Genomic DNA, 1,287 nt, shown 5'->3' with positions numbered 1-1,287 from the left:
TCCACCGTTTCAAAATGACACCGCCTCAACCCGGTGCGATCCCGCGCGCCCAAACCATAGAAACGGAAAAATCCACGCAAAATACTCAATGCCGTGAATAAGATGGGCTAGAGTATCCGTTGTGATCAAGCTGCTTTTGGGGTCTAGGTTCGGTCATCGCGTAACAACGCATTGGCAAGGATAACGAGTTTGCGCATGACCGCGGTAATAGCGCGCCTGGCATGCTTGCCGTTGTCAATGAGCCGATTGTAGATCCGCTTTAAATCGGGATTGAACCGCATGGCGACGAGAGCGGGCATGTAGAGCGCCTGCCGAATATAAGTGCGTCCCCCCTTATGAAGCTTTTTCCCTGCCACTTGCCGGACTGGCGCGTGACGGGTGCCAGTCCGGCAAGAGAGGCGGCCTGCGTTTCGTCCATGGCTCCAGGTTCAGGCATATCGGCAAGAAGTGCCTGGGCTGTGACATGACCCAGGCCCGGAATGCTCAGGAGAATTTCACGTCGACGCGTCAGCACGGGATCTTCTCCAATGATAGTTTCAATGGCCGTATCCAGCAACATGATTTGCGCGTTGATCTGCCGCAAACGATGCCGGGCATGGCGCTTGAGCAGTTCGATTGTCAGGATCTGAGCGCGATTGAGCAGTGCCGTGCGGTCGCGCACCAGGCTGCGTCGAGCGGCCACCAGTTCAGTGAGTTGGTTCTGTATTTCGGTACGCACCGGACGAGAGACAGGCTCGAGAAGTGCTCCAAAGCGCGCCAGCATAAGGGCATCGACACGGTCAGTTTTGGCTAATCTTCCTGTGGCTTCGGCAAAACGTCGGGCTTGACGTGGGTTGACCTTGGCAATGGTCAATCCGGTCAGATTGAGGCGCTGTTCCAATCCTTTATGGTAAGGTCCTGTGGCTTCGAACACCACACGCGCTATCTGACCAACGTAGTAGGACCGTATGACCCTTACGGGTATTCGCGACACGCGTTGTGTCGCCGGATGGATAGCGTGCGGCATCAAGATGATCTTTGGAAACATCGATGCCAATTGTAATTGGCTCATCCAACCCGGCAGGCCTGGAAATTTCAGCAGCAGATGTCATCTTTTCCATGTCCTATGCTTGTCGTCCGAGGCCGAACCTCGGGTATCCGTTCAGGGCACAAGGAAAAGAAGGGGCGGTCAGACTCTAGGGCCTGTTAGGGCTTGATCCAGTCTGCTGCGGCAGCGATGTGGATGACCGCGAGGAACGACGTTGCTGTTTTTTCGTATCTGGTTGCGACAGCGCGCCACTCCTTGAG

General features: G+C 55.5%; 2 pseudogenes. Both read right to left on the bottom strand.

Annotation, left to right across the window (positions count from 1 at the left end):
* Positions 1-143: 143 nt before the first annotated feature.
* A pseudogene (locus tag GOB85_RS18720) lies at positions 144-1,091 on the bottom strand (IS110 family RNA-guided transposase).
* A 94-nt stretch (positions 1,092-1,185) separates the two neighbouring features.
* A pseudogene (locus GOB85_RS18715) lies at positions 1,186-1,287 on the bottom strand (IS5-like element ISMex42 family transposase); the annotation flags it as partial.

The organism is Acetobacter fallax (assembly GCF_011516735.1).
Taxonomy (GTDB): domain Bacteria; phylum Pseudomonadota; class Alphaproteobacteria; order Acetobacterales; family Acetobacteraceae; genus Acetobacter; species Acetobacter fallax.
This window is presented reverse-complemented; position numbering and strand designations above follow the sequence as displayed.